This window comes from Halomonas sp. Cn5-12 (assembly GCF_021532545.1).
Lineage (GTDB): Bacteria > Pseudomonadota > Gammaproteobacteria > Pseudomonadales > Halomonadaceae > Vreelandella > Vreelandella aquamarina.
Genome location: NZ_JAKGAY010000016.1, coordinates 58,528 through 81,926 on the forward strand (window position 1 = coordinate 58,528; position 23,399 = coordinate 81,926).

A 23,399-nucleotide genomic window follows, 5' to 3' on the forward strand; every position below is an offset into this window, starting at 1 on the left:
AAGAGACATGTTGCAAGGTAAAGCACACGCAGCGCTCATCAGCGCCCCCGGTTCGGGTCAGGGAAAATCCATGGTCACGGCGGCGCTGGCACGGCTGCACCGTAACGCCGGGCGCACCGTGCGGGTCTTCAAACACGGCCCCGATTACCTAGATCCCATGGTGCAAGAAGTCGCTTCCGGCCAGCCGGTGTATCAGCTTCACCCCTGGATGACCGGCGAGCACGAGTGCCGCTGGCGCTTAGCCAAAGCCGCCCAAGAAGTTGACGTGATTTTGGTGGAGGGCTCCATGGGGCTATTCGATGGCTCACCCTCCAGTGCGGACTTAGCCATCCTGGCGGGCATCCCCGCGCTGCCGGTGATTGATGCCTGGGGCATGGCGCAAACCTTTGGCGCGGTGGCACAAGGCCTGGCCAACTACCACCCGGATCTCACTATTCACGAAGTGATCGCCAACCGCATCGGCAGCCCCGGCCACAGCAAGCTGCTGAATGAGAGCATGCCGGAAGGCATTGCGCTGCTGGGCGCAATTCCCCGTCATGACGCGATGAAAATCCCCGACCGCCACTTGGGACTGGTGCAAGCCAGCGAGCTGAGCGGCCTGGATGCCCAGCTAGACGCCGCCGCCAAGGTGTTAGAAGAAGCTGGGCTAGGTCGCCTGCCTAAAGAGGTATCGCTAAGTGCTGACGCCCCCACGCCTGCACCGGACTATTTGCGCGGCGTGCGTATCGCCATCGCCAAAGACGACGCCTTCGCATTTATCTACCGCGCCAATCTCGATGTATTAGAGGAGATGGGCGCGGCGCTGCACTTCTTCTCACCGCTCAACGATTCTACACTGCCAGAATGCGACGCCCTCTGGCTGCCCGGTGGCTACCCGGAACTTCACGCCGCCCGCTTTACTGCTAATCAACCGATGCGAGAGGCGATCAGCGCCCACCACCGCGCAGGCAAACCGATACTCGCCGAGTGCGGCGGGCTAATGAGCTGCGTCGAGCAGCTGGTCGACGGTGAAGGCACAGGCCACACGATGATGGGGCTACTGCCCGGCACTGCCAAAATGGCCGGTAAGCTGACAGCACTTGGGCTGCAAAGCCTGCACACCCAAAGCGGCGAACTGCGCGGCCACACCTATCACCACTCGCTGCTGGACACCTCCATGCAGCCGCTGGCCCGCACCCGCAAGCTGGCAGGCAGCGAAGCCGAACCCATCTACCGTGAGGGCGCGCTGATCGCCAGCTATTTCCACGGCTACTTTCCCTCCGCGCCTAAATTGGTGGCGGATATTTTCACCGGCCAACTAATTCACCTAGCGGAGTAACGGGCAGGGGAGCGCGCAGCTATAAGCCCAAAAATATGGAAGGTTTTTCCATAAAGCAGCAGTGGGCTATCATAGAGCGGCGAGACACTCCCCAACCCTAAAGGAGCTACCATGAGCTTTTACGTCTACCTTTCCGGCGAGATTCACACTGACTGGCGCGAAGAGATCCAGCGCGGCGCAGAAGCCGCAGGCCTGGACGTGGTCTTCACCGCCCCGGTGACCGACCACGACGCCTCTGATGCCGCTGGCGACCACCTGGGCAAACCGGAGAACGGGTTCTGGCGTGACCACCAGTCCTCCAAAGTGAACGCCATTCGCACCCGCACCCTGATCGAACAAGCCGATCTGGTGGTGGTGCGCTTTGGCGACAAGTACAAGCAGTGGAACGCCGCCTTCGATGCAGGCTACTGCGCGGCACTGGCCAAGCCCTACATCACGCTGCACAGCGAAGAGATCGTTCACCCGCTGAAAGAAGTCGACGCCCAAGCGCAAGCCTGGTGCACCACCACCGATCAGGTCGTGGAAACCCTGCGCTACGTGCTGAAAGCGTAAAACACCCCAAGGAGACCCCATGCGCGAAAATGCCAAAACCCCGGAACGCCATGCCCAGCGCATGGCGGCCAAGCAGAAAATCATGGACGAGCGCATTGCCCGCGCCGATAAAGAGCAGGGCATCTTGCTGGTGCTCACCGGCCCCGGCAAAGGCAAAAGCAGCTCCGGTTTTGGCATGCTCGCCCGCGCCCTAGGCCACGGCATGAAGGTCGGCGTGGTACAGTTCATCAAGGGCGCGTTCAGTACCGGTGAAGAAGCCTTCTTCCGCAACCTGCCCAACGTGGACTACCACGTGATGGGCGAAGGCTACACCTGGGACACCCAAGACCGCGAACGCGACGTCGCCGCCGCCAACGCCGCCTGGGAACAAGCCAAGCGCATGCTGCAAGACGACAGCTACCACGTGGTACTGCTCGACGAACTCAACATCGCCCTGCGCTACGAGTACCTCGACCTAGACCAGGTCCTCGACGACCTACAAGCCCGCCCCGACATGCAACACGCCATCGTCACCGGCCGCTACGCCCCCCAACCCCTCATCGACCTCGCCGACACCGTCACCGAAATGAAAGTCGTCAAACACGCCTTCAAAGACCAAGGCATTAAAGCTCAGAAAGGCATCGAGCTTTGAAGTGAGGCGAAAAGTGGAAGGGGAGAGGAGTGACAGGTTAGTGCGAGACGTTGCGAACTGAGCCCCAACCACCCGCCGCGGACACCGGCACGAAGCCCCCATTGTGGGAGGGAGCTTCAGCTCGCGACGATCAAGCCACCAAACCTCACCCCACCCACCCTTGTGGCAGGAAGCTTTAGCTCGCGACAATCAAGCCACCAAACCTCACCCCACCCGCAGCGGCGGCCCGGCGCGAAGGCGGCCCCAGCCGCCCCGGCCCCGCCACATCCCCTCACTCACACTCCTCAAACCACTCCATCCTTTGACCCAACGCAATTTTTCCAAAAATCTACGTGACCAAAGCCAAATTTATCAATAGAGTATGATTAAACCGTAAAAAGCAGCAGGCACGCGAATTTTGGTTATGCTGCCATAAGTCAGCTATAGTCTTTTAGAAACAATGGTTTATGCCTGTTTGAGTGGCTATATAACATCAATAATCATGCTGGCGCGCTCAATAGTGTTATGTGGAAGGGCGTATAATCACTGTTAGACCACAGGCCGGCAATTCGGAGGAATCATGCAATCAAAAGAGCATTGGGAGCGCGTTTACTCAACCAAGTCTACCGACGCCGTTAGCTGGTATCAGCCGCACGCCGATCACTCGCTTCAGTTGATTGAAGCAACTGGAGTGCCGCGCACGGCATCCATTATCGATGTCGGCGGCGGCGCCTCCACTCTCGTTGACGATCTTCTCGCAAGAGACTACCAAGGCATCACTGTCCTTGACCTCTCTTCCGCCGCACTCAACTCTGCCAAAGACCGCCTCGGCACTAAGGCAAATTCAGTTACTTGGCTTGAGTCTGACATTACAAGGGCCGAGCTCCCCTTCCATGCATATGACGTATGGCATGACCGCGCTGTATTTCACTTCCTGACGGCTCCGGAAGATCGGCATGCCTACGTTAAATCAGTGCTTCGCTCGGTAAAGCCAGGTGGGCACGTGATCGTCGCCACTTTCGCCGAGGACGGACCACTCCAATGCAGTGGCCTGCCCGTCATGCGCTACAGCGCAGCTCAACTTCACGCGGAGTTTGGTGAGGGCTTCAAACTCATCTCGCACGACAGAGAGTTGCATCACACTCCGTTCGGGACGACCCAACAGTTCACGTACTGCTACTGCCGCAGGCCAGCATCCTGATCTGTGGTCTAACAATTCATTCAAGCCGACGCCGCTTCGCGGCGCGGCTTAATTCAGGCGTTAAGTTCTTGGGAGTTCCGTGAAGATTCGATACATAAAACTAGGCGACGGCGGGAAGTGGGAACGCCACTGCATCGAAGAACAGCAGACGCTTAGACTCGGGTACGAAAGCCCACACCATCAGGAATCGTTAAGTGGTGAATGGGATACTGTTCGCAATTTTTGGCTTTCTGCTAGAAATGGAAATCAAGGCGCGGCGAGCCGCGACTTGAATCAGATTCGTGATTTTTATGAGCTTTCAGAATCAGATATCTGGATTACGTTTTACCAGAGAAGGCTGTACTGGTGCCATGCTCATAAAGAAGTTCACGAACTCGAGGATGGCAGTAGAATCAGAAACGTCATAGGCTCCTGGAGTTGTTACGATAAGAAAGGAAGCCCCCTTTCCATCGAGAATATCGATGGCAGAATTACGAAGGTTCAGGGGTATCGTGGCACTATTTGCGGGGTCGAGCTTCCAGAATATCTGCTGAGAAAAATTAACGGCGAAGTTCAGCCTGAAATTCAGTCAACGAAAGAAGCTTTGGCAGCTTTGAAGGTTAATATTGAAAACCTTATCAAAGGGCTGTGGTGGAATGACTTTGAACTACTCATTGACTTGATTTTTTCCCAGTCCGGTTGGCAGCGGATATCAGTGCTAGGAAAGACAGAAAAGGATATCGATCTTGACGTCTTTTCTCCTGTTACGCAGAAGCGCGCGTTCGTCCAGGTAAAGTCCACCACAACAGCGAATCAAATCCAAAGCTACCGCGAAATATTCAACCAACACCATCAGTATGACGAGATGTATTTTGTCTTTCATACCTTTTCAGGAAATCTCGAGAACCTGAACATAGATGATCCAAGGGTTGCTGTGTGGGATATTTCAAGAGTAGCCGATTTAGTAATAAACGCAGGTTTGATAGGTTGGCTGCTTGCGAAGAGAACTTAACAATCGGCTGCACAGCGACCGGTTTTCCGCCGCTTCGCGGCTCCAAACCGACGCGTGAGCCGGGCGTTAGAGCTGCTGCACACTGAAGATACGAGGCGTCCTTTTGGATAAATTTCCGTCCGAAATAATTGATAAGCTGAAAAACTACGTTTACCGGCTTATCGATCCTCGCAATGGCGAGACTTTTTATGTTGGTCGGGGTGTTGGAAACCGTCTTTATTCCCACATTCGTGACGAACTGGGGAAAGAATCAGACGAAGTTGGCGATAAGTTGAGAAGAATCAGGGAAATCCGTCTTGCTGGCTTTGAGGTTGCCCATGTCGTGCATCGGCACGGAATGGAGCCATCCGTGGCGAAAGAGGTAGAAGCTGCACTTATTGATGCGTATCCAGGGCTCACAAATGTAATGGGTGGGGAAGAGAGCGGTGACCGTGGTGCAATGCATGCGGATGAGATTGTTCGGGAGTATCTCGCTGAGCCGGCGGTATTTGAGCATCGGGCGCTATTGATCAGTGTAAACAGGAGTGCATCCGAGCGTCCGCTCTATGAAGCGACACGATATGCCTGGAAGCTCAGTCAAAGACGGGCGAAAGAAACAGAAGTTGTTCTCGCATCTGAAAAGGGAGTTATTCGCGGCGCGTACATTCCTGAAAAGTGGATGGAAGCTACAAGCGATAATTTCCCGGGTCGCCCTGATCGACCTGGAAGGCTGGGATTCAGCGGTCGTGAAGCACCACCCGAAGTATGGAGCATGTATGTTGGACGGCGAATACCCGATGAATACCGCTTCGGCACAGCCAACCCTATTCGCTATACATGGAAATAGGGCGATGCTCTAACAAATGGCTGTTGTCGGACGCACCTACGCTGGCGCTCCGGTGCGCCGCAAAGCCAAAGCGTTACGTGTCACCGAGAAATCATGTTTAGAGAATACTTTGAATATTGGGAAGTTAGGCCAGAATATTCCAAAGAGTTCATATCTCTTTGGAAAGGCTGGCTTGGCAAAGAAAATTATCACAAGCTGGATGAAGTTACGGAAAACGAGTGGGCTCGATTCAACGAACTGTTAAGACGCCTAGCCGAAGTTTTCGTCCTCGAGGTAGTAAACTGTGAGAAGCAGTCGCTTGAAAGAGTTAGTGATATAGAATCTGTTCTTTCAACCTGTGAAGAAAGCATGAATAAAGAGTCTTCAGAATTTACAACTTTAGTAATTCCAGATTTGGAATGTGTTATAAGCGAAGAATGGGACTACACATACATAATTTGGCATAAGAATAATGGGGCCGTGGAAGCCCTTGCGCCTTACATAAAGGCTGCAGGTTTGGAGCACTTCCATGACTAAATACGTAACAAGTGCAGGCAAGGGACGCTCCTACCGTCGCGCCCCTGCTGCAAGCGTTAGGTGTATCGGAGGTTTCTATGAATTTTGGAATTCTTGTATTCAATCAGGTCGAGGAACTCGACTTTGTTGGGCCGTGGGAGATGCTTACGATATGGCGGAAAAATGCCAACGGCCCGGAAAACTGCATCATTGTGGGCCAGTCGATGGAGCCAATCACTTGCGCAAAGGGGTTATCTATTAACCCACATGCTTCATTTGCTACATGCCCTCCACTTGACTACTTGCTAATTCCAGGTGGCCAAGGCACGCGACTAGAAGTTAGTAATCCAGTATTAATTGATTTCGTCGTCAATCAAGCTAAGAACTGCAAGGCAGTCATGTCCGTTTGTACCGGCTCCTTTGTTCTGCATGCCGCAGGGCTATTGTCGGGAAGGAAGGCAACGACCCATTGGGGCTCTTTGGAGCGTTTGCGTGCGCTTGGTGACGTAACGGTTGTTGAAGAACGGTACGTTCAAGACGGCAGTATATGGTCTTCTGCTGGTGTCTCTGCTGGCACTGATCTCATGCTCGCATTTATTGCCAGCGTTGACGGTGAAGCTGCCGCTGGGAAAGTGCAATTTGCTTCAGAGTATTATCCCTCTTCCGTCAAATACGGTGGTTTTGAAAACCACGAGCAAGCACCTGGTTATGTCAAAGGCACCTAACCAAGCGTTGCACCGGACAAGCCGGTGAACGCGGCGTTATGCACAAATGGAGACACTATGAACATCAAGGACGATTGGAAAAAGGTAAAGTCAGTTTTAGAGCAAGGTCAGGCTTCGACGGTTTACTGCTCGATCGCAACGGTTAACCCCGACGGCACACCCCACATCACGCCAGTTGGCACTGTTTTCCTTCGTAATGATCAAAGCGGGTACTTTTTTGATCACTACGCCGAGGCTTTGGGTAAAAACATCGATCAGAACCCGAATGTTTGCATTATGGCAGTCAACGCCGGTCGATTCTTTTGGCTAAGATCTCTGCTCAAAGGCCGTTTCGTTGCTCCGCCGGGCGTGAGACTTTACGGCAAGGTCGGACGAATGCGTGAAGCCACGCCCGAAGAAATTGAGAAGATAGAAAAACGGGTTAAGCCATCACAGTGGATGAAAGGGGCGAGGTTGCTCTGGAGTGACTTCACCCACGTTCGAGACATTGAATTTACCCACTACAAGCCAATCACCTACCCAGTGATGATGGATGGGATGTGGCCGGAACATGCATAACCAAGTGGTCAACGGGACGCCAACTACGCTGCGCTCCGTTGGCGCCCATTACCACCGGCGTTAGGCATAAAAAATAGAAAGGAGACACCATGAGTGCAGATGTTGTAGAGAAGGCTGAAAAAATACTTTCAAATAATGAGCACCTGAGGGAATTTGCAGCCCTTAACGAAATGACCACGGAGGCGGCTAAAGCTTTGCTAGAGAGGCTTATGCGGGAGCCCGTGGTGTCAGAAAAAGTAGAAGAATTTGTTTTTTCAGAAGACGCCTCCCCAGATCTCAAGGGGTACTATTCAGGCGAGGAAAAAGGGTATTCCCGTGGCCACGAAGCCGGTTTTGCAAAAGGGGCTGCTGTAGGCGTGTTGGCTACGTTAGCTACTGTCGTGGTTGGTGGTGCAACGTTGTATCTAAAATTCAAGGATTGAGACAGGTGCCTAACAATCGCAGGCAAGGCGACGTCTTTTCCATTACGGCTTCGCCTCCATTTCAAAGCCGCGCGTGCTGCGGGCGTTAGGCATAAAAAATAGAAAGGAGACACCATGAGTGCAGATGTTGTAGAGAAGGCTGAAAAAATACTTTCAAATAATGAGCACCTGAGGGAATTTGCAGCCCTTAACGAAATGACCACGGAGGCGGCTAAAGCTTTGCTAGAGAGGCTTATGCGGGAGCCCGTGGTGTCAGAAAAAGTAGAAGAATTTGTTTTTTCAGAAGACGCCTCCCCAGATCTCAAGGGGTACTATTCAGGCGAGGAAAAAGGGTATTCCCGTGGCCACGAAGCCGGTTTTGCAAAAGGGGCTGCTGTAGGCGTGTTGGCTACGTTAGCTACTGTCGTGGTTGGTGGTGCAACGTTGTATCTAAAATTCAAGGATTGAGACAGGTGCCTAACAATCGCAGGCAAGGCGACGTCTTTTCCATTACGGCTTCGCCTCCATTTCAAAGCCGCGCGTGCTGCGGGCGTTAACCCTTGTGACCAGCATCTTGCAAAACTCCGTCAATGACGTATATTGACTGTCATGTTTACCATCATCGAAACCCCTACATTTGAAGCAGATGCCAGAAAAATCTGGACTGAGGAAGAGCGAAGCGCTTTCTTTGCCTGGCTTGCGGCAAGTCCGGAAATTGGTGACCCCATTCCGGGTAGCGGCGGATGTAGAAAGGTTCGTTGGTCGGTAGCGGGTTCAGGGAAGCGCGGTGGGGTGCGAGTCATTTACTTCACCAAGTTGGCAAATGGTGAGATCTGGTTATTGGTGATCTACAAGAAAGCCGTCAGGGGCAATATACCCGCTCATATCCTGAAGTCGATTCGTGAGGTATTGGAAAATGAGTGACGAGACACTAAGTGCTGAGGAGCTTGGCAACAAGTTGCTTCAGTCTGTTAAAGAAATGAAAGCGGGCAAAACTGCACGAGTCAGTCGTGTTGAGCCTAACGAGGTGGCAGAGGCTCGAGGCAAAACCGGACTGACTCAGGTCGAGTTTGCTGAGGTACTGCATATTTCCGCGCGAACCCTGCAGGAGTGGGAGCAAGGTCGACGTGAACCCTCTGGTCCAGCAAAAGCGCTCATTGAGATTGCTTCCCGTCATCCCGAGGTCATTCGAGAAGGCCTCGAGCTACGGGGTTAACAAGCGGCTGTTGTCGGACGCGCCTACGCTGCGCTCCGGCACGCCGCAAAGCCGGGCGTTAACCAGCCGTCAGGCCTCTGCGCAAACACTCACCAATAACTTGCGTAAACTCCCGAATTCGTTTCACCCGCCTCAGATCAGGATGGGTAAGAATCCAGAGCGGAGTGGCCAGCTCCCCGATTGAATCCGTCAGGCGGCAGAGCTCTGGATCATAATCCCCCAGATAGTCCGGAAGTACGGCCACGGCGGGGCCTGATCGCGTGGCGGCTTGCATGCCTAGCATGGAGTCGACCCGGTAGCGGCAGAACTCGTTAAGTCCATTCTGGGCCATCCAGGCTTCGAGAGCACGGTTGCCCATATGGTTGTCCGGGCCAATCCATGGGTGCCCTGTTAACCTGTGCAAGGGCACTCGCTCGTTCTGCCAGTACTGCCGCTGCCCGTAGACGCTTTGGAGGATCACACCAATCTTGCGGCCAACCAGGGTTTCCGGAGGTTTTCCGGTGGGGCGAATGGCGATGTCCGCTTCCCGTTTGCTCAAACTGTGCACCTGGTTCGATATGACCACTTCCAGCTTGATGTCGGGATAGTCCGCACAGAACGTGTCGAACGGCTTTGCCAGCAGGCCCGCAAATAGGGTGTCGGTGGTGGTGACTCGGATGGCTCCGGACAGCTTCAGGTCTTTTCCCGCAAGTCGGCGTTCGGCGCCGGTGATATCGGCTTGCACCCTTCTTGCGACCGAGAAAAGGTCCTCACCAGCCGTGCTTGGGGTGTATCCCGTACGCGAGCGTTCAAACAGTGTGACTCCCAGCTGATTTTCCAGATTCGTCAGCCGTCGGAAGACGGTCGCATGGCTGACTCCCAACTGCCTGCCAGCGCCTGAAAGCGTGCCCGTTTCGGCAATGGCCGAGATAATCTGCAGATCATCCCAGCGGATTTGTTGTTCGTTCATGCAAGCTCAGTTATCGGATATTGGGTATTTATGTGTAATAACGAACAGCATAGGCTACTGCCAGATGAATTCAAAAATAGGGGGTCAAGGCTTATGAATGTGCTGATTGTACTAGCGCACCCGGAGCGAGCATCGTTCAACGGCGGGCTGGCGGATGTGGCGAAACAGTCACTACAGATTGCGGGGCACACCGTCGAACTGGATGACCTCTATCAGGAGGGGTTCGATCCGGTTGAACGCGCCAGCCACTATGCCGAAAGAGTTGATGAACACTATTTTGCGCCCTTGACCGAGCAGCGGGCCCATTATGAACGAAGTACACTGGCACCTGAAGTTCAGAGGGAAATTGGCCGACTGGACTGGGCCGACCTGGTGATCTTCCAGTTTCCGTTGTGGTGGCATGCACAGCCAGCAATCCTGAAAGGCTGGTTTGACCGGGTCCTGGTTTATGGCGGGCTCTACTCCGGCAGCAGGCGATACAACCGGGGGCATTTTCTGGGTAAAAAAGCCCTATGTTCTGTGACCACCGGGTCGCCGGAGCAGGCGTTCATGCCATTCGGCCGCGCTGGCAATATGGTGGAATGGCTCTGGCCGATGCATTCTTCGCTTTACTACGTGGGGTTTGAGGTGCTGGCGCCACAAGTCAGCTATGGCATTCAGGGTGGTGGTATCCGCTATCAGGACGAGTCCGAATTCAGGGGCCAGTTGGAAGGGAATAAAACGGTTTGGGCGGACCGGTTGTCAGGGCTGCTTGAGGAGCCTTCCATTCCTTTTACTGGGTGGGAAGACTGGGATCAAAACGGTATTCTTGAACAGACTCACCCTATGCGTTGGCGACTGTAGGAAATAAAGTGGCTTCTGTTTTATGTTAAGACAAAGAACGCTGGGCACCCTGCGGTCACCCGGGAAGATCTCACGCTCAGGGGTTAACAATCGGCTGTTGTCGGACGCGCCTGCGCTGGCGCTCCGGTTCGCCGCAAAGCCGGACGTTAGCACCTCATGTCCGACGACTGTCGTTTACATCATCCGCAAGCCAAGCCTTGATCAGCGATTGATAAGGCATGTCCCGCTTGTTGGCTTCGATCTTGATCCGATCAAGCAGAGTTTCCGGCAACCGGAGTGAGATGGTCTTGGTTGATGGTTTCAGCTTCGGGAACGATGCCGGCTTGGCCTGGCTCCAATCCAGGTAGTCGGTGGAATCGTGAGTTTCCCAGAATTCCCGTTCTTCTGCTTCAGTTTTGAACTCAGGCATCTTTTTTGGCTTGCTCATAAACAGCCCTCTCTTTTCGGTGCATGTCGCGAGCGGAAATCACCCGAATCAGCGTACCGTTCTGCCTCAGTGTGAACGTGATGTGGAGCAATCTCTCGTCATCTGTTTCACCAAGAGCATGAAAACGGGCCTCAGTCTGGCTGTGTTTGGAATCCTCCAACACCAGAAGCGGCTCATTAAAGAAAATTTCTTCCGCTTCGGACTGGTTTACGCCATGTTTCTCCACGTTTTTTCGGGAGTTGCCTTCGTCCCAGTCAAAGCCAGTAACTTGTGCCCAATTGATCATAAAAGTATATTATCAGCATATACGCAGGCGTCAACAAGTGCTAACCAATGCAGGCACGGCGACGCCCACTACATTGCGCCCTCGGCTCCATTTCGTGGGCGCGCATGCTGCAGGCGTTATGTTTTAAGGAGGTAGTTTGAGTAAAGTCGTTGGACGCTGGCGAATTAAGTGGATGGAAATGTGGGATCAAGACTTTGTTGATCTTATCGAGCCCGGATACTTCCAGTTCGATGAAGATGGCCTCGGCTTTTTTGTATTCGGAGCAGTTGAGGGCCAAATCGACTACCGCATTCCAGATGATGGAGGGCGAGTCGAGTTTTCTTGGTCTGGAAATGATGATGGTCGTGAAAAGTCTGGCCGTGGTTGGTTTCAGTTTTCATCTTCAAATTCAGCGAAAGGGGAACTCTTCATTCATTGTGGAGACGAGTCGGCCGTAGAAATCGAATATCAAACATAACCAGGCGCGGCACTCGGATGCCTTTGTCTCCGCTTCGCTACGTCAAAGTCACCGGTGCGCTACGCGTTAGCTGGGTAGTGCGTTGTGCCTTTTGGTTGGCTCGGTGGTGTTGGCCTTGGCCTTATACTGGCAGCAAATCCGGCAATTCCCGTGGTTTGCCAAGGCCGTCGGAATCCGCGGCGAGTGGGTAGCCAAAATCAGCCAGTGGCGTTGGCATAAAGGTGAGTGTTTGCCGGAACCAGGTGTCCGTCGAAACCTGGTTCCTTGCTTACCTGCTAATCTGAGGTCCAGGTTCATTCGCCGCATTGTCGGTGGTAGTTTTACTCAGGGTGCATCGGCTAGGGCTTGTGCATAAAGCAACGGAGCAGGCGGTCATGTTGGTTGCCAAGGATCTGGGTTTGTCGCCCGCCGGTGCTTCTCAGCTAACCAGTCGCTGTAGTACGTTCCCGGCCCGAGGGCCGTCCACCGGACGCCACTGACGTGGCGCCGCTAAGCTCAGCGTTAGTTTTCTCATCAACATCATCATTTGTCATCTAGGATAAAAATGGATACTTTCATTGAATTTGTAAAATCGGATATTGGTGTCACACTGGCTTGGGTATGTACTGTTGGAAGTACGTTATTTGCTGTGATTAAATCAAAGAAAAATAAACAGTTGAAAATGCAAGTTGGCGAAATAACAAAAAATTCAACAGTAGATAATAGTCAGGATAGTGTTACGCAAAACGGCCAGAAGAATGTGTATACAAAGAATAATTCAGGCGGCATGAGAATAGACATGTAAGGGACTAAACCTTGACTATAGGAAATGAAGGGGATAATCCCTCTGTGAATAAAACAGTTAAAGTTGAACGTAATGCTGGAAATATCATAATCGGAAATTCACCCGAATATGAGATCAGCTCAGCTATAAATGAATTGCTAAAGTCACTAGCTAATAAGCCATTTACGCTCAAGAAAAACAGAAGACGCCCATCTTCTGAAACAGTTGTAAAGATACAACACAATAACCTTAAAGCTAAAAGCCATATCATAAAGCAATACTTAGATCATTCTTCAAAAGTAGAAGAAGCCTATTCCGAGATTGACTCATTGGTCACTTTTGGAAAAGATACGATCCTTCAGAATTTAAACGATTTATACTTTCTTGCTTTAGACGCTGTTGAAATTGACTATTTAATTTGCGATATAGACATAGCTAAAGTCAGAGAAAATTCTGAGTTCATTTTGGACTTTATCATTCAAAGATTAAAAAATACTGTATTTGAATCAAAAAACACTCCTGCTTACAAAGAGCATGTTGAATTGGGAGTGAATGTTGTTGTAGCTCATGCTTTTATCGAATGCATAATCATGGAGAATCCAGCTGATGATTCCTAGAAGTGGTTGTGACCCAGAAATAAATGTTGTAAGCATAGGGGCAAAAATTCTAAAGAAAGTGGCAGATGAAAATCCGCCCTTAGATGCGATACTCACTGACTGCTCTTCAGAGCTAAAAGTATCGATTGATCACATCATACTGTCGTTAGATTGGTTGTTTTCAATTAAGGCAATTGAGTTTAATGGAGTAGAGGTTTTTATAAATGAAGCTTGATAGCCTTGAAATAAAGATAAATAACGAGGTAAAAAGATTTGTTAAATTCAAGTCTGGTCTTAACCTCGTCACAAACAAGCCAAATTCTGGTCGTACAGGTAACAGTGTAGGAAAATCAACATTATCACGAGTGGTTGACTTTCTAATGCTAGGAAGCATAGAAAATATTTACATTGATGAAGAGTTCAAAAAGCCAAATCTTGAGATAGAAACGCTATTTAAGAACAACATTGTAACTGCTTCTCTCAGCTTCTTTGACTACTCAAATAAAATAAATCAAATTTCTCGCCATTTATGTATTGATGACGAATCCGAATCTAAATTCTGGGTAAATGGTGAAATTGTTGAAGAAAAGGGATATGAGTCATTTATTCAGGATAAAATTTTTAATATATCTACTAGAAGACCTTCTGTCCGAGCTGTAGCGCCGAAATTCATTAGAAATGACAGTCACAGAATGTTAAGTACGACTAAGTTTCTTGATAAGCGACAAGGCCCAAAAGATTATAGCGAACTTTTTTTATACCTTTTCGGTTTCAATAATACGTCTCTACTTACGGAGAAAAGAGATGCAACAAATCTGGTTAACAGGCGAAAAAGGAATTCCACATCGATTAATGCGCTAGTGAAAGAGCAAAAGCCGAAAAGTGAGATCAAGAAATATAAGGCAGATGCTAAAGAGCTAGAGGATAACCTTTTAACATTCGAATATTCATCAGAATATTCAAACCCAATAGAAAGACTTTCAGAGCTACAGGTAAAAGAAGACCGATATACCGAAGAACTTCTATCTATACAGCGAAAAGTAGACAACATCAATCATACTATAGAACTCTTATCTAAAGACAAAGATGGTTATTTGATTAACGAGCTTAAAGCTATATATAGCTTCTCCGGCGTCGCAATTGACGGAGCCTTACGAGAACTTGAAGATGTCATTTTGTTCCATAAAAATCTCGTTGAGAAAAAGAAGCACTTTCTTACGATTGATTTACCTAAATTGAACGAGGAGTCTGAAGGTCTTCAGGCAGAGCTAAGTTCAATAAGGAAAGATAAGTTACAAGTTTTTTCTGACATGAGGTCTAAGGAAAGCTTAGACAATGTGACTAAAAATCTGAAACGACTTGGTGAGCTTAAAGTTGAGCTTGGAAAATTAGAAGGTCTAATGGAGCAGCAGTCCAAAGCAAAATCAGATCAAGCTGAAGCTGAAGCTCAATTGCAAAAGATTCTTGAGGCCATTTCCAAAGAGATTGATAATGTTTATGAATTTGAGAAAAAATTTAATACACACTTCAGGTCTCTTACCAAAAGTCTTCACGATGAAGAATACAGCATAGACTTGGATTTTAATAAGGATAGCGGGGCTTGCTCTATTGAACTCATTAACACAGCAACTAATCCTGAGGGCGGGAAGAAGAAAGCCGAAGTTATTGCTTTTGATTTTGCATATATTCATGCCATTAGTGAGTTAAAGCTTAATCGACCAAGCTTTATTTTTCATGACAGTATTGAGGATGTTGACAAAAAACAAATTGAAGATATTTTCGAAGAAGCAAACAAGCTTCCGGGTCAACAAATTCTGTCAATGCTATCAGATAAAATATCAGAAGAAACCTATAAGAAGGTATCCAGAAATATAATCTTGGCTCTTGATGAGGATGAAAAATTCTTTTGTGTTTAAACGAAAACTAACAAGTCAAATCACTCGGACGCAGCAAAGCTGCGCCGGTGTTTGAGGCGTTATGAGCAGCATTAAACTTTAGAACTGAGTTATATATGACAGAAAGAGAAAAAATGCTCTTTGGTGAGTATTACGATCCGAGTGACGCTGAGCTCGTCAAGTTGCGTCTTGAGGCTCGTTTACTCACAGAGAAGCTAAATCAAACAAGTGTAAGTTGCCCAGATAAAAGAGTAGAGATAGTCAAATCCTTGTTGGGTTCTACAGGAAATAGCATTCACATTGAATCGACTTTCAACTGCGATTACGGGCTGAATATACACGTTGGTGAGAATTTCTATGCCAATTTTGGCTGTGTCATTTTGGACGTAGCGGAAGTTCGTATTGGTGAAAACTGTTTTATAGCACCACAGGTCGGAATCTATACGGCAACTCATCCAATCGATCCGATTCAGAGAAACAGTGGGGTAGAGTTTGCAAAGCCAATCAGAATAGGTAACAACTGTTGGATTGGTGGTCATGCAACGATCAACCCTGGAGTGACGTTAGGTGACAATGTTGTTGTTGCCTCGGGAGCCGTTGTGACAAAGAGCTTTGGTAGCAATGTTGTCATTGGTGGCAACCCAGCACGAGTGTTAAAAGCAATCGAGTAACCTTTAGCTAGCTGCTCATAACAAACGCTTCAAGAGAGACAGCCAACGCGTGGCATTTTTACTATGCGTTGGTTTTTGTGATTACGGTGTTGTGCGGAAAGTTGGTAGTAGCGTTTCGGGCTACTTAATTGGGCGTTAAAGATGCTGCTCCACATCCATACTGTTGTGGAGAATTCGGATGACAACGATCCTGGATTCCGTACCGGCTCTGTAAAAGATAACATGACTGCCCTGACTGAACTTTTTGTACCCTGGTTTTATGTCACCCGTATCGCGGCCAATATCAGGTTGGCGAGCGAGCAGCTTGAAAGCATCGTCAAGCTGCCTGAGGTACGTATCGCGTTGGCGCTTTCCCCACTTTTCGGTGGTGAAGCGGCCTATCTCGACAACGTCTTTTCGGGCAGAGGAAGTGAGCAGGTATGGACGCATCAGTGAGCTTCGTTGTCCAGTTCTGTAATAACGCTTTCAAGGGAATACTCTGCGATTCCGCTCTGTTCGCCTTCATCCAGAAGGCGTTGGAGCCGTTCAAGCTTACTTTCCGTTTCTTCAAGCAGACGCAGTCCGGCACGTACCACCTCGCTCACCGAGCCATAGCGGCCCTTTTCAACCTGAATGGCTATAAACTCGTCAAAATGGGGCCCGAGTGTAATGCTGGTATTTCTAGCCATGGGGAGACTCCTATACCAAATATTGGTATATCATGGCAAAGCACCCATAACAAGGCAAGGCAGGCCGACGCGATAAAGTCGCGCCACTGCGAAGCTGGCCTCCCGCGGCCTCAAACCAAAAGCGCAGGAACGGCTAGCGCTGGTAGCGGAAGTTCTCAGGCCTGGAGCCACTATGAATAATGCATAACCAACGGCTGTTGCGGATGTATTAGCCTTCTCAACGGCACCGCCATTTATCCTTCCCCGCGCCTTTATCTGGCCAATGGCGTTCGTGAGCACAGTGTGCGGGCGATGGATTTGATCACGCCCATTAGCATGGGGCAGCGCGGGCTGATCGTGGCGCCGCCGGGGGGGGCAGGGAAAACCACGCTGTTGAAGCATATCTGCCAGGCCGTGGCGGCGGCGTATCCCGAGATCAAGCTGTATGCCCTGCTGATCGATGAGCGCCCAGAGGAAGTGACCGATTTCAAGCGCAGCGTGACCGCCAAGGTGCACGCTTCGTCGTCTGACGAGAGCTACGCCCACTATGCGCGCGTGGCCGACAACCTGCTGCAAACGGCGCGCAGGCAAGCTGGCGAGGGCCAGTAGCCTGCCCGGTGTGGCCACCAGAATGTCCACGCCTTCGATCAAACGCTCCTTTTGGGGCGCGGTATCCATACCGCCGTACGCGGCCATTGAGGTGAGCGGGGTATGCTTGGCGTATTGGACTACGCTGGCTTCCACCTGAACCGCCAGCTCGCGGGTGGGTACGAGGATCAGTGCACGGATGCGTTTACCGCGCAGCGGCTCTGCGGCTTTGCTGAATTTTTCCAGCAGCGGCAGCACAAAGGCCGCGGTTTTGCCCGTGCCTCCATCCCAACCAGGTATAATCCTGTCATGACGCTAAACGCACACGCATGTAGGGCGTTTTGTCTCCATTCCGAATGAACAGAGTCGTGGTCGATGATTAACACCAAAATTTACAAGGCGGTGTACGAGCTTGCCGAAAAGCTGATGAAGGCGGCTGCCAAAGATGACCGCGCCACTTTTGAAGCGCTGTATGCCGAGCTTGAGGCGATCTGCACCGAGCACGAGAATACCGGGAAAGACCACCCAGAGCAGTGGGAAACCCTGGCCGACTTCACCGAAGAGCTAGAAGACGCGCTGCCGATCTACCAAAAAGCGCTGGATAAGGCGGTAGCCAAGCAGTCGAACGACCACATTGCCTCGATTGGTTTTTCCATGGCGGCACTGCAAGTGGAGCTGGGCGACAACCAGGCGGCGATTGAACGCTTGCAGCAGGCCCAGGCCAGTGCCCACACTATTGAAGATAACGAACTTAAAGCAGAAATTGATGAGCTGCTGGCAACATTAACTACCGGTTAGGAACCTGATTTTGACCAACAACGATATTTTTCGCCGTATCCGCTACACCTTTGATTTAAAAGACAACACCATCGTCAAGATCTTCGCCCTGGCGGACGTGAGCGTGACCCAGGAGCAGGTGACGGCGTGGCTGAAAAAAGACGAGGACGACGCCTTCGTGACCATGAAGAACAAAGAGCTGGCGTCGTTTTTGAACGGTTTCATCAGCTTCAAACGCGGCAAGCGTGAAGGCCCGCAGCCTGCGCCAGAATCGCAGCTGAACAACAATATGGTGTTCCAGAAACTGCGTATCGCGCTGAACATGAAGGCAGAGGATATTTTAGAAGTGTTCGAGCAAGTGGGCTTGCCGCTTAGCGCACATGAGCTTAGCGCGTTTTTCCGCAAGCCCAGCCATAAGAACTACCGTGAGTGCAAAGATCAGATGCTGCGCAATTTCCTGATGGGCATTCAGCTTCAGCTGCGCCCGAACGATAAAGGCTAAGCGAGGCCCTCGCGCTTCACACACACGAAGATCGCATTGCCTGAGACGTTATCCCAGGGCGTGATGGTCTGGTAATCATGCTCAAACACGTGCACCTCGAAGGTAGGCTCCAGCAGGGCGATGAGTTCGCTAAAACTGACGGCCACCATGGGGTGCTCGTCGTACCACACCTTCGTTGTCTCCGCCGTGGTCTTTTCGATGCTCAGCCGCAGCGACTGCCGCTCCCCTTGGCCGCTGTAGTGCCACCCGGAGCGGAAAGTGAACCTATCCTCCGCCTGCTGGACCGTGTGCTTGACGAACAGCGCGTTGTCGATCCGCTGCTTATCCACCGCGTTGAAGCAGAACACGCCGCCCTCGTTCAAGGCGCGGTGGGCACTGGCGATGCAGTCGCCGAGCTTGTCCAGGCCATCGCTGTAGTGGATGGAGTAGAGAAAGCAGGTGATGAGATCCAGCGGTTCGTCGACCTCAAAGCTGCTCATATCCTGCAGTGAGAAGTGCGCCTCTGGGCAGCGTTGGGCGGCAATATCCAGCATCGGTTGGTTAATATCCAACCCGCTGCTGGTGTAGCCAGCATCCAGAAAATGACGCACGTGAGGGCCGGTGCCGCAGGCTAAGTCCAAATGGCGTTTGCCTTCATTACCAAAAATTTGGTGCAGGCGACGAATGGCGTGGCTTTGGGCCAGGTAGTCGATGTCGACGCACATCAAATCGTAGTAGCCAGACAGGTCGGTGTAGAGCGCGTTGACGGACATAGTGGCCTAATGGTGAGGGCTGACATAAATGAGGAGGCGCATAGTAAACGAGCGGTTGGAGTTTGAGAAGGCGTAGGAGTGGCTTGGCCAAGCGGCGATCAAGTTTGCACTCTTTCACAGCCTGGCTAGCGCTTTAGGGTTAATGTGATTAAAGAAATTGTGTGATGGTCCGATAACTACTAAAGTCGCACGACACATTCGATTGCCATACGAGGCTGCCATGCTAAAACCCTTTGCTCTCATTCTCTCTGCGTTGCTCCTGGCGATGACTTCTTATGTACAGGCGTCTACCACCGAGGCGGCGGAAGCGGCCGCGCTCGCTTGGCTGGAAGCGATTGATCAAGGTGAATATGAGCAGGCTTGGGAAAAGTCGTCGCCGCTGTTGAAGACGCCGCTTTCTCCCACCATGCTGCAGCGCGTGGTGACGCTGGCCCGCAACGATTTGGGCAGCGTCGAGTCGCGGCGGCGCATCCGCATGTCGCAGTACACCTCGATGCCTGGGGCGCCGCGCAACGATTACAAAGAGTTCGCTTTTAAAACCCAGTTCACGAATAACCAGCGCGTGGTCGAAGTCGTCACGCCACATCTGGAAGAGGGCACGTGGCGAGTGAGCGGCTACTACGTGCAGTAACGTGATTCGCGCCCATCAATAGCCGCCAACGTTGGCGGCTAGTGTGTTTTCTACACGATCAGCCCCGCCAGTGCCTGCATCCCCAGGACTAGCAGAAGCACCACACTGCCCAGCGCTAGGCTGGTCTTCAGCGCATGGCGTTTCCACATGCTTTCCACTCGGTGCCCAAAACGGTGTACCAGCCATGCTAGTCCGTAGTAACGCAGCCCGCGGGCGATGAGGGCGGCCAGGGCGAACAGCGCGATGGGGTAGCCCGAGAGCCCGGCGGTAATCATCGCCACCTGAAACGGAATCGGCAAAATGCCAATGGCGAGAATGGCTGCAAAGCCGTACTGGTCAAAGAAGCCTTGAAACGCCTGATAGCTCTGCTCCATCCCCATAAATTCGATAAACCACGTGCCGAGGGATTGGTAGAGCACCATGCCCACGCCGTAGCCCACTATCGAAGCCACTAAACAGCCCAGCGTGGTAACGGCGGCAATAGCCCAGATGCGCTGCCGGTTCACTGCCATTAGCGGGATTAATACCAGTTCAATGGGAATCGGCAGAATAATGGTTTCTAAAAAGGAGAGCGTGGCGAGCAGCCACAACATATTTTTCGAGCCGTTAATACGCTCAAACCACTGCTTCGTACGCGTTGATGTAAAGGCCATAGGAGCGCTACAGGGAAGGGTTAATACGGCGGTAAACAGCGGTTAATAAGCTATACACGCCAAACGCAAATAGCCCAACAGCCACAAACGCGAGCAGCCACTGGCCCAAGGCTTGGCCTCTTAACGTGCTGAACACTTCGGTCGTGCCGCCCGCTTGGTTAGGGTTGAACTGGTAAGCCGCTAGGATAAAGAAGCTGCCAACCATAACAAATACCAATCCACGCACCGCTAAACCAAAGCGGCATACTGGGTAAGCCCAGCGCTGCACTTTGGCAGGCATTGAGAAGTGGCGGTCGAATTTTGCTTTCCAGCCTTTAATGGCATGGGCGATGCCCGCGCCAATCAGCGCAATGCCGACTGCGGCCACCAGCCAGCGCCCGAAGGGCTGCTGCATCAGCCAACTGGCCGCACTTTCAGAACCATCTCCTGAGCCGCTAGAGCCGCCGATATGAACCACAAGCTTGGCAGCAAAAAAGGCCAAGAACGTATGCGTAACGGCGCTAACCAGCAAGCCCCCGCGAATCGCCAGCCCTTTAGTGCCGCTGCCGTGGTGATCAGTATCCTGAAGGGCTTGCAGCGTGCGCCATACGGCATAGCCCACTAACCCCAATGCAATAACGCCCAGCAGCACTTTGCCGAAGGGGGCGGTTAGTACGCTTTCAAGCGCGCCGCGGCTGCCTTCGGTTTGGCCGCCTTGGCCAAACGCCGCCAGTGCCGCTAATCCACCCACCAGCAGATATACCACGCCTCGCGATGCGTAGCCCAAGCGGGCGAACAGTTTTACCGCATCCCGTTGGTTCGGGGGGGTACTGTCCATGATGTCCTCCTGACGTAAATGGCAATGGCGATCCTTCCGGAGGCCCATACTGTGGGTGTAGGGAGATAATGTCCAGCGTAGCGTTTATTGGGCATTTGGCGATAAAAGGGATGCAAACTGAGCAAGATTCGGGTGGGCCCTGGGGCCTTCGCTGGTTAAGCTTGAACTACTGTGAGCGTTATCCCTTAGCCTTACCCGTGAGATAGAAGCAATGAACGACTACGCCCGCATCGAAAAAGCCATGGCCTTTATGGTGGCCAACGCCACCCAGCAGCCGAGTTTGGAGACGGTGGCGGCGCAGGTGCATTTGAGCGCGTTCCATTTTCAGCGGCTGTTTTGCCGCTATGCAGGCGTTAGCCCCAAGCGCTTTTTGCAGGCGCTGACGCTGGCGCGGGGTAAACAGCTCATTGCCTCGGCGCAAAGCCTGGCCGATACCGCCCAGGCGCTGGGGCTAAGCGGTGGCTCGCGGCTTTACGATCATTTTGTGACACTGGAAGCGGTCACGCCTGGCGAGTTTAAGCGCCAAGGGGAGGGCGTGGAGATTGCTTACGGCATTCATCCCACGCCGTTTGGCGAAGTGTTGGTGGCAGCGACGCCAAGGGGTATTTGCCGAATGGGGTTTCTGGCCGCCACGCCCGAGGCAGAGATGCTGGCTCAGCTCGCCGCTGAGTGGCCGCGCAGTACCGTGCGCCACCGGCCAGAGGCGACCCGCTATGCCGTCGATGCGCTGTTCGAGCCAGGGAAAACGGCTGCGCCGGGGGCGCTGTCGCTACACGTACGCGGCACCAATTTTCAGCTGAACGTTTGGCGAGCACTGCTGATGATTCCCGACGGACGGCTCGCCAGCTATTCGCACATTGCCCAGGCGCTAGGCGCGCCAACAGCATCTCGGGCGGTAGGGAATGCGGTGGGCGCGAACCCGGTGGCGCTGTGGATTCCCTGCCACCGGGTGATTCAGCAAAGCGGCGCGCTAGGCGGCTACCGTTGGGGGCTAGATGTGAAACGCAAAGTGCAGGCCTGGGAAGCTGCCCAGTACGCTGAACAGTTGGAAAGCGCCCACGGCTAGTGCCCAAAAACGGACCAGCCGGTGCGCTGCACGAACATCTCCAGCGCCCGCGCCCCTAGCAGGCTGTTGCCATAGCGATCTAACCCTGGCGACCACACCGCTAGCGAGCCGCGCCCCGGCGCGATGGCTAAAATGCCGCCGCCTACGCCGCTTTTGCCCGGCAAGCCCACGCGAAAGGCGAACTCCCCCGAGGCATCGTAGTGGCCGCACAGCATCATCAGCGAGTTGATCCGCCGTGCCCGCTGGGGCGACACGACGCGCAAATTGCTGGGCCGATTGACCCCATCGGAGGCCAGAAACAGCCCGGCGTGGGCCAACTGTTCGCTGCTCATGGCGATAGCGCACTGGTGAAAGTAGGTGCCGAGCACTTTATCGACATCGTGGCGCAGCCGCCCAAAGGCTTTCATAAAGTGGGCTAGCGAAGCGTTGCGATCTTTGTGCTCCATTTCCGACGCAGCGACTTGATGATCAAAACAGATGCTGTTGTCGTCTGCGATGTAGCGCACAAAGCTCAAAATTTCGGCCAGAGTCTCTTTGGGTTCGTGGCCCATCATGATGGCATCCACCACCGCAATGGCCCCGGCATTGATGAACGGGTTGCGCGGTTTGCCGCCCTCATGCTCTAGCTGAACGATGGAGTTGAACGGGTCGCCGGAAGGCTCGCGGCCTACTTTTGACCACAGTCCATCGCCCCATTTCCCCAGCGCAATGGTCAAGGTAAATACCTTGGAAATACTCTGAATCGAGAAGGGCGTGGTCGCGCAGCCCGCCGAAAAGCGCTCGCCCTCTACCGTGGCTAGGCTAATGGCAAACTGGCTGGGGTCTACATGGGCAAGCTGAGGGATGTAATCAGCCATTTTGCCGCGCTCGGTTTCCTGGGCCAACTCGGCGGCAATATCGTTGAGTAACTCTTGCATCTCGGGCGTCGTCGTTTGGCAGCGGGAGCCGCTACCCTAGCGGAAAAAAGCTCGGCTGTCTGCCTGTTATCCGGCCCTTCCACGACGCACCTTGTGAAGCCTGAGGGCGCACGATTTAATCAAAATGCGCGTCAAACCTCGACCTTTTAGGCCGAGGCAGGATAGCGCGAGGCGCGCAGCGCCTCTTAGTTGACATGCTAGATTTACCACGTTAATTTTTAGCCATGACGACCGTACACCGTGCCTACCGCTATCGGTTTTATCCCACG

General features: G+C 52.4%; 33 protein-coding genes and 2 pseudogenes. 25 read left to right on the forward strand and 10 right to left on the reverse strand.

Annotated features, from left to right (window positions below):
- Window positions 1–7 precede the first annotated feature (7 nt).
- From L1249_RS10405 to L1249_RS10465, 13 genes are all read left to right on the forward strand, one after another.
- Window positions 8–1,318 carry a cobyrinate a,c-diamide synthase gene (locus L1249_RS10405; RefSeq protein WP_235253571.1) on the forward strand — a complete coding sequence of 437 codons (1,311 nt, stop codon included), beginning with the start codon at window positions 8–10 and terminating at the stop codon, window positions 1,316–1,318.
- 111 nt (window positions 1,319–1,429) lie between these two features.
- A complete protein-coding gene (locus L1249_RS10410; RefSeq protein ID WP_044629351.1) occupies window positions 1,430–1,870 on the forward strand; it encodes a YtoQ family protein in 441 nt (146 codons plus the stop codon).
- Between the two features lie 19 nt (window positions 1,871–1,889).
- Window positions 1,890–2,501, forward strand: coding sequence for a cob(I)yrinic acid a,c-diamide adenosyltransferase (gene cobO / locus L1249_RS10415; RefSeq protein WP_235253572.1), 612 nt, complete (start codon window positions 1,890–1,892; stop codon window positions 2,499–2,501).
- Between the two features lie 559 nt (window positions 2,502–3,060).
- The gene (locus L1249_RS10420) at window positions 3,061–3,681 is read left to right on the forward strand and encodes a class I SAM-dependent methyltransferase (RefSeq protein WP_075806983.1); all 621 of its coding nucleotides are present in this window, start codon (window positions 3,061–3,063) and stop codon (window positions 3,679–3,681) included.
- A 79-nt stretch (window positions 3,682–3,760) separates the two neighbouring features.
- Window positions 3,761–4,672: a restriction endonuclease gene (locus L1249_RS10425; RefSeq protein WP_014706134.1), complete on the forward strand. Its 912-nt coding sequence runs from the start codon at window positions 3,761–3,763 to the stop codon at window positions 4,670–4,672.
- 103 nt (window positions 4,673–4,775) lie between these two features.
- A complete protein-coding gene (locus L1249_RS10430) occupies window positions 4,776–5,498 on the forward strand; it encodes an LEM-3-like GIY-YIG domain-containing protein (RefSeq protein WP_235253573.1) in 723 nt (240 codons plus the stop codon).
- Between the two features lie 93 nt (window positions 5,499–5,591).
- Entirely contained in the window at window positions 5,592–6,014 is a 423-nt protein-coding gene (locus L1249_RS10435; RefSeq protein ID WP_235253575.1) for a hypothetical protein, read from the forward strand.
- Between the two features lie 77 nt (window positions 6,015–6,091).
- Window positions 6,092–6,718, forward strand: a complete 627-nt coding sequence (locus tag L1249_RS10440; protein WP_235253576.1) for a DJ-1/PfpI family protein — start codon at window positions 6,092–6,094, stop codon at window positions 6,716–6,718.
- A gap of 57 nt (window positions 6,719–6,775) precedes the next feature.
- On the forward strand, window positions 6,776–7,276 hold the full coding sequence (locus tag L1249_RS10445; protein WP_029655352.1) for a pyridoxamine 5'-phosphate oxidase family protein: 501 nt from the start codon (window positions 6,776–6,778) through the stop codon (window positions 7,274–7,276).
- A gap of 89 nt (window positions 7,277–7,365) precedes the next feature.
- Complete coding sequence (locus tag L1249_RS10450; protein ID WP_235253577.1) at window positions 7,366–7,698, forward strand: hypothetical protein; 333 nt, start codon at window positions 7,366–7,368, stop codon at window positions 7,696–7,698.
- A 114-nt stretch (window positions 7,699–7,812) separates the two neighbouring features.
- Window positions 7,813–8,145: a hypothetical protein gene (locus tag L1249_RS10455; RefSeq protein WP_235253577.1), complete on the forward strand. Its 333-nt coding sequence runs from the start codon at window positions 7,813–7,815 to the stop codon at window positions 8,143–8,145.
- Window positions 8,146–8,286: 141 nt separating this feature from the next.
- A complete protein-coding gene (locus tag L1249_RS10460) occupies window positions 8,287–8,601 on the forward strand; it encodes a hypothetical protein (protein WP_054641851.1) in 315 nt (104 codons plus the stop codon).
- Window positions 8,594–8,893 (forward strand): helix-turn-helix domain-containing protein, encoded by a 300-nt coding sequence (locus tag L1249_RS10465; RefSeq protein WP_062373489.1) that lies wholly within the window; start codon window positions 8,594–8,596, stop codon window positions 8,891–8,893. Before L1249_RS10460 ends, L1249_RS10465 begins: the two co-directional genes overlap by 8 nt.
- A 58-nt stretch (window positions 8,894–8,951) precedes the next feature.
- Here the strand turns inward: L1249_RS10465 and L1249_RS10470 are convergent, their stop codons facing one another.
- Window positions 8,952–9,842: a LysR family transcriptional regulator gene (locus L1249_RS10470; RefSeq protein ID WP_213262289.1), complete on the reverse strand. Its 891-nt coding sequence runs from the start codon at window positions 9,840–9,842 to the stop codon at window positions 8,952–8,954.
- 93 nt (window positions 9,843–9,935) lie between these two features.
- Here L1249_RS10470 and L1249_RS10475 point away from each other — a divergent pair, with 93 nt between their 5' ends.
- On the forward strand, window positions 9,936–10,685 hold the full coding sequence (locus tag L1249_RS10475) for an NAD(P)H-dependent oxidoreductase (protein ID WP_213262288.1): 750 nt from the start codon (window positions 9,936–9,938) through the stop codon (window positions 10,683–10,685).
- 154 nt (window positions 10,686–10,839) lie between these two features.
- Here L1249_RS10475 and L1249_RS10480 read toward each other — a convergent pair whose 3' ends face one another.
- Together L1249_RS10480 and L1249_RS10485 are read right to left on the reverse strand one after the other, a co-directional pair.
- The gene (locus L1249_RS10480) at window positions 10,840–11,112 is read right to left on the reverse strand and encodes a BrnA antitoxin family protein (RefSeq protein WP_054641814.1); all 273 of its coding nucleotides are present in this window, start codon (window positions 11,110–11,112) and stop codon (window positions 10,840–10,842) included.
- Window positions 11,087–11,398 (reverse strand): BrnT family toxin, encoded by a 312-nt coding sequence (locus tag L1249_RS10485; RefSeq protein ID WP_054641813.1) that lies wholly within the window; start codon window positions 11,396–11,398, stop codon window positions 11,087–11,089. The genes L1249_RS10480 and L1249_RS10485 overlap by 26 nt, the downstream gene beginning before the upstream one ends.
- 136 nt (window positions 11,399–11,534) lie before the next feature.
- Here L1249_RS10485 and L1249_RS10490 point away from each other — a divergent pair, with 136 nt between their 5' ends.
- From L1249_RS10490 to L1249_RS10515, 6 genes are all read left to right on the forward strand, one after another.
- On the forward strand, window positions 11,535–11,855 hold the full coding sequence (locus tag L1249_RS10490) for a hypothetical protein (protein WP_164834383.1): 321 nt from the start codon (window positions 11,535–11,537) through the stop codon (window positions 11,853–11,855).
- Between the two features lie 544 nt (window positions 11,856–12,399).
- Window positions 12,400–12,639, forward strand: a complete 240-nt coding sequence (locus L1249_RS10495; RefSeq protein WP_172514388.1) for a hypothetical protein — start codon at window positions 12,400–12,402, stop codon at window positions 12,637–12,639.
- A gap of 11 nt (window positions 12,640–12,650) precedes the next feature.
- Window positions 12,651–13,235, forward strand: a complete 585-nt coding sequence (locus L1249_RS10500; RefSeq protein WP_172514389.1) for an ABC-three component system protein — start codon at window positions 12,651–12,653, stop codon at window positions 13,233–13,235.
- Complete coding sequence (locus L1249_RS10505) at window positions 13,225–13,449, forward strand: ABC-three component system middle component 6 (protein WP_172514390.1); 225 nt, start codon at window positions 13,225–13,227, stop codon at window positions 13,447–13,449. The genes L1249_RS10500 and L1249_RS10505 overlap by 11 nt, the downstream gene beginning before the upstream one ends.
- Complete coding sequence (locus tag L1249_RS10510) at window positions 13,439–15,130, forward strand: DUF2326 domain-containing protein (RefSeq protein ID WP_172514391.1); 1,692 nt, start codon at window positions 13,439–13,441, stop codon at window positions 15,128–15,130. The genes L1249_RS10505 and L1249_RS10510 overlap by 11 nt, the downstream gene beginning before the upstream one ends.
- A gap of 95 nt (window positions 15,131–15,225) precedes the next feature.
- Window positions 15,226–15,780 (forward strand): sugar O-acetyltransferase, encoded by a 555-nt coding sequence (locus L1249_RS10515; RefSeq protein WP_172514392.1) that lies wholly within the window; start codon window positions 15,226–15,228, stop codon window positions 15,778–15,780.
- A gap of 135 nt (window positions 15,781–15,915) precedes the next feature.
- On the opposite strand, the gene L1249_RS10520 is transcribed toward L1249_RS10515, so the two are convergent.
- On the reverse strand, window positions 15,916–16,209 hold the full coding sequence (locus L1249_RS10520; RefSeq protein WP_058579745.1) for a type II toxin-antitoxin system RelE/ParE family toxin: 294 nt from the start codon (window positions 16,207–16,209) through the stop codon (window positions 15,916–15,918).
- Window positions 16,209–16,448 carry a type II toxin-antitoxin system ParD family antitoxin gene (locus tag L1249_RS10525; RefSeq protein WP_044630393.1) on the reverse strand — a complete coding sequence of 80 codons (240 nt, stop codon included), beginning with the start codon at window positions 16,446–16,448 and terminating at the stop codon, window positions 16,209–16,211. Before L1249_RS10525 ends, L1249_RS10520 begins: the two co-directional genes overlap by 1 nt.
- A 183-nt stretch (window positions 16,449–16,631) precedes the next feature.
- Between L1249_RS10525 and L1249_RS10530 the strand changes: the two are divergent.
- A pseudogene (locus L1249_RS10530) lies at window positions 16,632–17,030 on the forward strand (transcription termination factor Rho); the annotation flags it as partial.
- Here the strand turns inward: L1249_RS10530 and L1249_RS10535 are convergent.
- Window positions 17,022–17,297: pseudogene (locus L1249_RS10535) on the reverse strand (DEAD/DEAH box helicase); the annotation flags it as partial. The pseudogenes L1249_RS10530 and L1249_RS10535 sit on opposite strands and share 9 nt — an antisense overlap.
- Window positions 17,298–17,390: 93 nt before the next feature.
- Here L1249_RS10535 and L1249_RS10540 point away from each other — a divergent pair.
- Window positions 17,391–17,813 carry a hypothetical protein gene (locus L1249_RS10540; RefSeq protein ID WP_044630396.1) on the forward strand — a complete coding sequence of 141 codons (423 nt, stop codon included), beginning with the start codon at window positions 17,391–17,393 and terminating at the stop codon, window positions 17,811–17,813.
- 10 nt (window positions 17,814–17,823) lie between these two features.
- Window positions 17,824–18,294 carry a DUF1456 family protein gene (locus tag L1249_RS10545; RefSeq protein ID WP_044630397.1) on the forward strand — a complete coding sequence of 157 codons (471 nt, stop codon included), beginning with the start codon at window positions 17,824–17,826 and terminating at the stop codon, window positions 18,292–18,294.
- Here L1249_RS10545 and L1249_RS10550 read toward each other — a convergent pair.
- Window positions 18,291–19,046: a class I SAM-dependent DNA methyltransferase gene (locus L1249_RS10550; RefSeq protein WP_044630398.1), complete on the reverse strand. Its 756-nt coding sequence runs from the start codon at window positions 19,044–19,046 to the stop codon at window positions 18,291–18,293. The two genes, L1249_RS10545 and L1249_RS10550, sit on opposite strands and share 4 nt — an antisense overlap.
- 220 nt (window positions 19,047–19,266) lie before the next feature.
- On the opposite strand from L1249_RS10550, the gene L1249_RS10555 reads away from it, so the two are divergent.
- The gene (locus L1249_RS10555) at window positions 19,267–19,677 is read left to right on the forward strand and encodes a DUF4019 domain-containing protein (protein ID WP_044630399.1); all 411 of its coding nucleotides are present in this window, start codon (window positions 19,267–19,269) and stop codon (window positions 19,675–19,677) included.
- Between the two features lie 50 nt (window positions 19,678–19,727).
- Here L1249_RS10555 and L1249_RS10560 read toward each other — a convergent pair whose 3' ends face one another.
- Together L1249_RS10560 and L1249_RS10565 are read right to left on the reverse strand one after the other, a co-directional pair.
- Window positions 19,728–20,330 carry a YqaA family protein gene (locus L1249_RS10560; RefSeq protein WP_062363240.1) on the reverse strand — a complete coding sequence of 201 codons (603 nt, stop codon included), beginning with the start codon at window positions 20,328–20,330 and terminating at the stop codon, window positions 19,728–19,730.
- A 7-nt stretch (window positions 20,331–20,337) separates the two neighbouring features.
- A complete protein-coding gene (locus tag L1249_RS10565; RefSeq protein WP_062363238.1) occupies window positions 20,338–21,147 on the reverse strand; it encodes a DUF1206 domain-containing protein in 810 nt (269 codons plus the stop codon).
- Between the two features lie 211 nt (window positions 21,148–21,358).
- On the opposite strand from L1249_RS10565, the gene L1249_RS10570 reads away from it, so the two are divergent.
- Window positions 21,359–22,213: a methylated-DNA--[protein]-cysteine S-methyltransferase gene (locus L1249_RS10570; protein ID WP_062363233.1), complete on the forward strand. Its 855-nt coding sequence runs from the start codon at window positions 21,359–21,361 to the stop codon at window positions 22,211–22,213.
- Here the strand turns inward: L1249_RS10570 and L1249_RS10575 are convergent.
- Entirely contained in the window at window positions 22,210–23,130 is a 921-nt protein-coding gene (locus tag L1249_RS10575; protein ID WP_062363230.1) for a glutaminase, read from the reverse strand. The genes L1249_RS10570 and L1249_RS10575 overlap by 4 nt on opposite strands.
- Window positions 23,131–23,399: the final 269 nt, after the last annotated feature.